This is a genomic window from Amycolatopsis ultiminotia (assembly GCF_039536925.1).
Lineage (GTDB): Bacteria > Actinomycetota > Actinomycetes > Mycobacteriales > Pseudonocardiaceae > Amycolatopsis > Amycolatopsis ultiminotia.
This window is the reverse complement of the sequence record NZ_BAAAZN010000045.1, coordinates 1-9,563: the sequence shown is the minus strand read 5'-3', so window position 1 is coordinate 9,563 and position 9,563 is coordinate 1. Positions and strand designations below refer to the sequence as shown.

The following is a 9,563-nucleotide window of genomic DNA, read 5'->3' as shown; positions in this document are numbered from 1 at the left end:
GTGATCCGATTGAGGCGCAGGCGTTGTTGGCGACGTATGGGCAGGGTCGGGTGGAGCCGTTGTGGTTGGGTTCGGTGAAGTCGAATATTGGGCATAGTCAGCAGGCTGCTGGTGTGGCGGGTGTGATCAAGATGGTGCAGGCGTTGCGGTATGGGAAGTTGCCTGCGACGTTGCATGTGGATGAGCCTTCCCCGCACGTCGACTGGTCCTCGGGCCGGGTCGAGCTGCTGCGCGAGCCGGTGGACTGGACGCCGGGGGAACGGCCTCGGCGTGCGGGAGTCTCGGCGTTCGGGATCAGCGGCACCAACGCGCACGTGATCATCGAAGAGCCGCCTGCCGCCGAGCCGGTCGAGGTGCCGGTGCGGATGCGTGCACTCGACGCCGTGGCGTGGCCGATCGGTGCCCGCACCGCCGCGGCGCTGCCGGCGCAGGCCGCCCGGGTGCGTGACCACCTCGCCGCGCACCCCGAGCTGAACCCGGCGGACGTCGGATTTTCCCTGGCCACCACGCGTTCTGCGCTCGAACACCGGGCCGTGGTCGTGGGCGACCCGGCCGAAGGACTGGCCGCGCTGGCCGCCGGGCGTTCGGCACCGGGAGTGGTCACCGGCGTGGCGCGGTCCGGCAGCCGGGTCGGGTTCCTCTTCGCCGGACAAGGCAGTCAGCGAGCCGGGATGGGCCGTGAGCTGTACGCGGCCAGCCCGGTGTTCGCGGCGGCGTTCGACGAGGCGTGCGCGCTGATCGAGCTGGAGCTGGGACTGCCTGTGCGGGATGTGGTCCTCGGCGGCGCGGAGGACGAGCGCGCCGACCAGACGCTGTACGCGCAGACCGGGTTGTTCGCGGTCGAGGTCGGACTGGTCGCGATGCTCGAAGCCGCCGGAGTGCGGCCGGACGCGGTCGCCGGACACAGCGTCGGCGAGATCGCTGCTGCGTACGTTGCCGGAGTGCTGTCGCTCGCCGACGCGGCCCGGCTGGTGGCCAACCGGGCACGGCTGATGCAGGCGTTGCCTGCCGGCGGGGCGATGGCCGCGATCGGCGCCGCGGAGGCGGACGTCGAACTGCCCGAAGGGGTTTCGGTCGCCGCGGTCAACGGTCCCGGTTCGGTAGTCGTGTCCGGCGAGGAGGAAGCCGTGACCGCGTTGGCCGAACAGCACCGCGAGGCCGGGCACCGCGTGCGGCGGTTGCGGGTGAGTCACGCGTTCCACTCGCACCGGATGGACCCGGTGCTGGAGGAGCTGTCGCTCGTCACCGCCGTGATCGCACACCAGCCGCCGAAACTGCCGTGGGCAGCCGCGCTCGACGGCGTGCTCGTCGAGACGCCGGACGCGGGCTACTGGCCGGCACAGGCACGCGGCGCCGTGCGGTTCGCGGACGCGGTGGAAACACTGGCGGCACAGGGTGTTTCCGTATTCATCGAGATCGGCCCGGACGGCACGCTGTCGTCGATGGGTGCGGGTGTCCGCCCGGAAGCGACGTTCTTCCCGGTGCTGCGCAAGGACGCGGCCGCCGAGGACGCCGTGCTGACCGCACTGGCGCAAGCCCACGTGCACGGTCTCGACGTCGACTGGGCGAACGTGCTCAGCGGTTCCCGGGTCGCGTTGCCGACCTACGCGTTCCACCACGAACGCTTCTGGCCGGAAAACCTCGGTCCGGCGCAGCCGGAGTCGGTGTCGGATTGGCGCTACCAGACGGAATGGCATCCGATCCCGGAGCCGGAACCCGCCGCGCTCGAGGGCAATTGGCTGCTGGTCGGCGACTCGCCGGAGGTCGCCGCCGCGCTCACCGAGCACGGTGCCACGGTCGTCACCGATGCCGAGAACCTGCCGGACAACCTCGACGGCGTCGTCTCGACGCTTGCTTACGACACCACTCCGATCGACGGTTCGCCCGCGTTGACCCGAGGCCTCGCCGACACACTCGCGTTGGTGCGACGCGGCATCGACGCTCCGCTGTGGGTGCTCACCCCGGAGCTCACCGACCCGCGTCAGGCGCAGGTCTGGGGCCTCGGCCGGGTGGTCGCGCTGGAGCATCCGGACCGCTGGGGCGGCCTGATCGAGCTGGCGGAGCTGGATGGCGAGCGGCTGTGCACAGTCCTCGCCGGCCTCGGTGAAGACCAGGTCTCACTGCGCTCCGACGGTCTCCACGTCCGCCGTCTCATCCGGGCTCCGGCGCCGCGACCGGCGGCGGAGTGGCAGCCGCGGGGTTCGGTGCTGGTCACCGGCGGGACCGGTGGCGTCGGCGGGCACGTCTGCCGCTGGCTCGCCGGGCGTGCCGCGCCACGCCTCGTGCTCACCAGCCGTTCCGGTCCGGCTGCGCCGGGCGTGGCCGGGCTGGCCGCGGAGCTGGCCGGCCAGGGCAGTGCGGTCGACGTCGTCGCGTGTGACACCGCGGTACGCGAGCAGGTCGCCGGGATCGTCGGACGGACTCCGCAGCTCCGCGCCGTGGTTCATGCGGCGGGGATCGGGCAGGGCATCGCGGTCGCGGACCTGGACGAGGCCGGGCTCGCGGAGTCCCTCGCAGCCAAGGCGGCCGGTGCGGTCTGGCTGGACGAACTGACTGCGGACCTCGACGCGTTTGTGCTGTTCTCCTCGGTGTCCGCGACCTGGGGCAGTGCGCTGCAGCCCGGCTACGCGGCGGCGAACGCTTTCCTCGACGCACTTGCCGAACGGCGCCGCGCGCGCGGCGAGGCGGCTACCTCGGTGGCGTGGGGTGTGTGGCGCGGCGCCGGTATGGGCGCCGGTGCGGCTGCGGAGCAGCTCAGCCGGTTCGGGTTGGTGCCGATGGATCCGCGGCTCGGTATCCGGGCGCTCGCACAGGCCGTCGACGCGCGCGAAGGCGTGGTGGCGGTGGCCGATGTGGAGTGGCCGGTGTTCGCGCCGACGTTCACGCTGCGGCGGCCCAGCCCGCTGCTGTCGACGCTGCCGGACGCCGGACGTGCGCTCACCGTCGAAGCGGGTACCAGCGGGCTCGCCGAACGGCTCGCCGGACTGTCCAGGGCCGAGCAGGACCGGCTGCTGGTCGACCTCGTGCGCACCGAGGCCGCGACCGTTCTCGGGTATGGCTCGGCGGACGCCGTGGCCGCGGATCGCGCGTTCTCCGAACTCGGGTTCGACTCGCTCACCGCGGTCGAACTGCGCAACCGGCTCGGCACGGCGGCAGGGCTCACGCTGCCCAGCACGCTCGTGTTCGACCACCCCACCGCCGAGGCGCTGGCGGCGTTCCTGCGGGTCGGGCTCGGCGGCGCGGACGACGGCGGGCCGGGTGCCGTGCTCGCCGGGCTGGACCGGCTGGAGGCAGGCCTTGCCGAGGTGACCGACGACGGGCTGCGGGAGGACGTGCGCCGCAGGCTGCGCGGCATCCTCGCCGGCCTCGACCGGGAACCGGAAGCGGACCAGGGCATCGAGTTCGGTTCGGCCACCCAGGAGCAAGTGTTCGACTTTCTCGACAAGGAACTCGGGAGCCTGTGATGGAGAGTCAGGAAAAGCTTTTCGACTACCTCAAGAAGGCGTCGGCCGAGCTCCAGGAGACCCGGCGGCGGCTGCGCGGCCTGGAGGCCGACCGCGACGAGCCGATCGCGATCGTGGGCATGGGCTGCCGGCTGCCCGGCGGTGTGCGCGGCCCCGGCGACCTGTGGGACCTCGTCGCGACCGGCACCGACGCGGTGTCCCCGTTCCCCGGCGACCGTGGCTGGGAGGATACCGGCGACTACGCGCGCCAGGGCGGTTTCGTCCACGACGCCACGGACTTCGACGCGGCCTTCTTCGGGATCTCGCCCCGCGAGGCGTTGGCGATGGACCCGCAGCAGCGGATGCTGCTGGAGGTCACGTGGGAAGCGCTGGAGCGGGCCGGGATCGATCCGCATTCGCTGCGCGGATCGCGGACCGGTGTATTCGCGGGTGCCTCGTCCGCCGGTTACGGCACCGAGCTGGCCGGTGGGAACAGTGGTGCCGAGGGCTATCTCATGACCGGTAACGCGGGCAGCGTGATCTCCGGCCGGGTCTCGTACACGTTGGGTTTGGAAGGTCCGGCGGTCACGGTGGACACGGCGTGTTCGTCTTCGCTGGTGGCGTTGCATCTGGCGGTGCAGGCGCTGCGTAATCGCGAGTGCGGGCTGGCTCTCGCCGGTGGTGTGACGGTGATGGCGACTGCTGGGACGTTTGCGGAGTTTTCCCGGCAGCAAGGGCTTTCCGCGGATGGTCGGTGTCGTTCGTTCTCCGCGGACGCGGACGGTACGGGTTGGTCCGAGGGTGCCGGCGTGCTCGTGGTGGAGCGTCTTTCCGATGCGCGCCGGCACGGGCATCGGGTCCTCGCGGTGGTCACGGGCTCGGCGATCAACCAGGACGGTGCGTCCAACGGTCTCACCGCGCCCAACGGTCCTTCCCAGCAGCGGGTGATCCGTTCCGCGCTCGCGGCCGCGCGGATCAGCCCCGAGCAGGTCGACGTGGTGGAGGCGCACGGTACTGGGACGACGTTGGGTGATCCGATTGAGGCGCAGGCGGTGTTGTCGACTTATGGTCAGGGTCGTGCCGAGCCGTTGTGGTTGGGTTCGCTGAAGTCGAACTTGGGGCATGCGCAGCAGGCCGCTGGTGTGGCCGGTGTGATCAAGATGGTGCAGGCACTGAAGCATTCGCGGTTGCCGCGGACGCTGCACGCCGGTGAGCCGACGTCTCAGGTGGACTGGTCGGCCGGGAATGTTCGGCTGTTGCAGGAGGAGGTCGAGTGGGTCGCGGGTGAGCGGCCTCGGCGGGCGGGTGTGTCGGCGTTCGGGATGAGCGGGACCAATGCGCACGTGATCGTCGAAGAGGCGCCTGCCGCGGAACCTGTTGAAGCTGTTGCAGCGCCGGATGTTCTGACTGCTGGGGCCACGCCGTGGGTGCTGTCGGGGCGGACCCCGGACGGGCTCGCCGCGCAGGCCGCACGGCTGCGGGACCATCTGCTGCGCTACCCGGCTGATCGTGGTGATGTGGCGTGGTCGCTGGCCACGACGCGTTCGGCGTTCGAACACCGGGCCGTGCTGCTTGCCGACGATGCCCTCGCGGCGCTGGCCGAGCGGCGGCCGGTACCGGGCCTGGTGACCGGCCGGGCCGGGGCGCGGGGGCGGACGGTCTTTGTGTTTCCGGGTCAGGGTAGTCAGTGGGTTGGGATGGGTCGGGAGTTGGCTGCTGCGTCCCCGGTGTTCGCTGCGCGGCTGGCCGAGTGTCGGGATGCTTTGGCGCCGTATCTGGATCTGGACGCTGCACTGTCTGGTGAGTTGGTGGGTGCGGATGTGGTGCAGCCTGCGTTGTGGGCGGTGATGGTCTCACTCGCCGAGGTGTGGCGGGCGGCGGGTGTGGAGCCGGATGCGGTGGTGGGTCATTCGCAGGGGGAGATTGCGGCGGCTGTGGTGGCGGGGATTCTGTCGTTGGAGGATGCGGCGAAGGTGGTTGCTTTGCGCAGCAAGGCACTTACCGCACTGGCGGGTCGTGGTGGAATGCTGTCGATCGCCGAGCCTGCGGATGCCGTGCGTGCCAGGATCAAACGATGGGGTGCCCGGGTTTCGGTGGCTGCGGTGAATGGTCCGGTGTCCACGGTGGTCAGTGGTGATCCCGAAACGCTTCAGGAACTGGCGGACAGCGCGGATGGTGCGGATGTGCGTACTCGGATGGTGTCGGTGGATTATGCGTCACATTCGGCGCAGGTGGATGAGCTGCGGGACGAGATTATCCAGCAGTTGCAGGGGATTGAGCCGCGCGAGGGTGAGGTCCCGCTGGTCTCGTCGATGAGTGGTGAGTGGAATCCGCAGATGGATGCGGAGTATTGGTTTGCGAGTCTGCGGGAGACGGTGGAGTTTGAGCGGGCGGTTCGGGTTTTGGGTGAGGGTCATGGTGTGTTTGTTGAGGCTTCTCCGCATGCGGTGTTGACTGGCGCTATCGCGGACACCCTCGACGAGCCCGTAGTTACCGGCACGCTGCGTCGCGACGACGGTGGCGCCGACCGGCTGCTCACGTCGTTCGCCGAGGCGTACGTCCAAGGGGTGCCCGTCGACTGGTCCTCGTTCCTGCGCGGCACCGCGATCGACTTGCCGACCTACGCGTTCCAGCGCGAACGCTTCTGGCCCGAGGCCAAACCCGCCACCGCGGCGGAGGACTGGCGCTACCGGATCGTCTGGACCCCGCTCGGTGAGTCCACTGCGGCACCGGACGGCAAGTGGCTGCTGCTCGGCAACGCACCCGAGGTCGAGCGGGCGCTTGCCGGACGGGGCGTCGAGATCGTCACGGACGCCGCCGAGGGCGGGTTCACCGGCGTCGTGGCGGTGGAACCGACGCTGGCGGAGACGCTGGAGCTGGTGCAGCGGGACCTCGGTGCGCCGCTGTGGGTGCTGACCCGCGGTGCCGTCGCCGCGGTACCCGGCGAAGCGGTTCCGGCGCCCGAACAGGCGCAGCTGTGGGGTTTCGGCCGAGTGGCTGCGCTCGAACACCCGGAACGCTGGGGCGGTCTGATCGATCTACCGTCCACAGTGGATGATCGTACCGCCGGGTTGCTGTGTGCCGCGCTGGCCGGGACCGAGGACCAGCTCGCACTCCGCGGCGCCAGCACGCTGGCCCGCAGGCTGGGGCACGCTCCGGCGCCGCAGCGCACGCAGGAGTGGCAGCCGCGCGGGCCGGTGCTGATCACCGGTGGCACGGGTGCGATCGGCGGGCACGTCGGCCGCTGGCTGGCCGGGCGTGGCGCGGAAAAGGTCGTGTTGACCAGCCGCTCCGGGCCCGCCGCCGGGGTGGCACTCGCCGCGGAACTGGCTGGGCTGGGCACGGCGGTCGAGGTAGTGGCGGGTGACGTCGCGGAGCGGTCCCAGGTGGCGAACCTGCTCGGCCGGACCGCCGTGACGGCCGTGGTGCACGCCGCCGGGGTCGGCGAAGGCGGGCCGATCGCGGAGACCACCGCGGCGGATCTGGATTCGGCGATGCGTGCGAAGGTGCACGGCGCACGGTGGCTGGACGAGCTGACCGGTGAGCTGGACGCGTTCGTCGTGTTCTCCTCCGGTGCGGCGATCTGGGGCAGTGGCGGCCTTTCCGGGTACGCCGCGGCCAACGCCCACCTCGACGCGCTCGCGGATTCCCGGCGTGCCCGCGGCCTGGCGGCGACGTCGGTCGCCTGGGGGCTGTGGGGTGGCGGCGGCATGGTGGGCGGCGACGCCGGTGCGCAGCTGCGCGGTCTCGGCATGCGGGTGATGGCCCCGGAGCGGGGCATCGACGCGCTGGCCCGGATCCTCGACGGCGACGAGCCGTCGGTCACCGTGGCGGACATCGACTGGCAGAGGTTCGCGCCCACCTTCACGCTCCACCGGCCCAGTCCGCTGATCGCCGGGCTGCCGGAGGTCACGGCCGCACTGGCCACCGCGGACGGACCCGACGAGCCGGTGAGCGAGCTGGGCCGCCGGCTGGCCGGGTTGTCGCGTGAAGAGCAGCTGCGTGAGCTGACCGACCTGGTGCGCGCGGAGGCCGCCGCGGTGCTCGGGCACACCGGGGTCGAGGCACTGGAGCCGCGCCGTGCGTTCAAGGAGCTGGGATTCGACTCGCTGACCGCGGTGGAGCTGCGCAACCGGCTGACCGCGGCGTCCGGGCTGAAACTGCCCTCGACGTTGATCTTCGACTACCCCAACGCCGCCGCGCTCGCCGAACTGCTCGGCTCGCGGCTGACCGGGGTGCACGTCGGGCCGGACAGCCCACGGGTCACCGCGGCCGCCGACGGTGAACCGCTGGCGATCGTCGGCATGGGCTGCCGGTTCCCGGGCGGTGCGACGTCACCGGAGCAGCTGTGGGAGCTGCTCGCCGCGGGCACCGACACGATCTCCGCCTTTCCGACAGATCGCGGCTGGGAAGCCGTCGAGCAGCGCTACGGCGATCCGGACACGAGCTATGTCCGCGAAGGTGCGTTCATCTACGACGCGCCCGAGTTCGATGCCGGATTCTTCGGCATCAGCCCGCGCGAGGCGCTGGCGATGGACCCGCAGCAGCGCATGTTGCTGGAAGTCGCGTGGGAAACGCTGGAAGGCGCCGGGATCGACCCGGCGAGCCTGCGCGGTTCGGCAACCGGCGTCTTCGCCGGCGCCACCTACTCCGGATACGGCATGGGCCTCGAGGGCGGTGAAAGCGGCGCCGAGGGCTACCTGATGACGGGTGGGCTCACCGCTGTCATCTCCGGCCGCATTTCCTACACGCTCGGTCTGGAGGGCCCGGCGGTCACCGTCGACACCGCGTGTTCGTCCTCGCTGGTCGCGCTGCACCTTGCGGCACAGTCGCTCCGATCGGGGGAGTGCTCGATGGCACTCGCCGGTGGGGTGGCAGTGCTGTCGACGCCGGGTGCGTTCGCGGAGTTCTCGCGTCAGCAGGGGATGGCCGCCGACGGCCGGTGCAAGGCCTTCGCAGCCGACGCGGACGGTATCGGCTGGGGTGAAGGCGCCGGGATGCTGCTGTTGGAGCGGCTGTCCGACGCGCAACGCAACGGCCACGAGGTCCTCGCCGTCGTCCGCGGCACCGCAGCCAACCAGGACGGCGCGTCCAACGGCCTCGCCGCCCCCAACGGCCCCTCGCAGCAACGGGTGATCCGCGCTGCGCTCGCCGATGCCCAACTGTCCACAAAGGATGTCGACGCGGTCGAGGCGCACGGCACCGGCACCGCACTCGGCGATCCGATCGAGGCGCAGGCCGTGCTCGCGACCTATGGGCAGGACCGTGCCGAGCCGCTGTGGCTGGGCTCGATCAAGTCCAACATCGGGCACCCGCAGACCGCCGCCGGCGTCGCGGGCGTGCTCAAGATGGTGTTGGCGCTGCGGCACGGGCAACTGCCCCCGACCCTGCACGCCGAGGAACCGTCGGCCGAGATCGACTGGACCGAGGGCAACGTCCGGCTCCTCACCGAGTCCGTGCCGTGGCCCGCAGGCGAGCGGCCGCGGCGTGCCGGGGTGTCGGCATTCGGTGTCAGCGGCACGAACGTGCACGTCATCGTCGAGGAGGCGCCCGCCGCGGAGCCGGTGGTGGTCGAACGGTCGCCGCTGGTCTCCGCCGCGGCACCGGCGTGGGTGGTGACCGGCCGCACCGAGGACGGACTCGCCGCGCAGGCCGGCCGCCTGCGTGAGCACGTGCTGGCGCATCCGGACCTCGACCCTGCGGACATCGCCTGGTCGCTGGTCACCACGCGGTCGCCGTTCGAGCACCGCGCCGTGGTCACCGGGAGCGATCCGGCGGCAGCGCTCGCGGCCATCGCGACCGGCCAGCCCGCGCCCGGCGTGGTGACCGGCACGGTCGTCCCGGCCGGGGCGGGCCGCGTGGTGTTCGTGTTTCCGGGTCAGGGTAGTCAGTGGGCCGGGATGGGTCGGGAGTTGGCTGCGGTGTCTCCGGTGTTTGCGCGCCGGTTGGCTGAGTGTCGGGATGCTTTGGCGCCGTATGTGGATGTGGATGCGGCGCTGGTCGGTGAGTTGGTGGGTGCGGATGTGGTGCAGCCTGCGTTGTGGGCGGTGATGGTGTCGTTGGCGGAGGTGTGGCGGGCTGCGGGTGTGGAGCCGGATGCGGTGGTGGGTCATTCGCAGG

General features: G+C 71.4%; 2 protein-coding genes. Both read left to right on the top strand.

Features of this window, described 5'->3' with window-relative positions:
* The first annotated feature begins 8 nt into the window (after positions 1-8).
* On the top strand, positions 9-3,464 hold the full coding sequence (locus tag ABD793_RS42395) for an SDR family NAD(P)-dependent oxidoreductase (RefSeq protein WP_344869534.1): 3,456 nt from the start codon (positions 9-11) through the stop codon (positions 3,462-3,464).
* A partial coding sequence (locus ABD793_RS42390; RefSeq protein ID WP_344869533.1) for a type I polyketide synthase occupies positions 3,464-9,563 on the top strand: 6,100 nt, incomplete at its 3' end. The genes ABD793_RS42395 and ABD793_RS42390, both read left to right, overlap by 1 nt.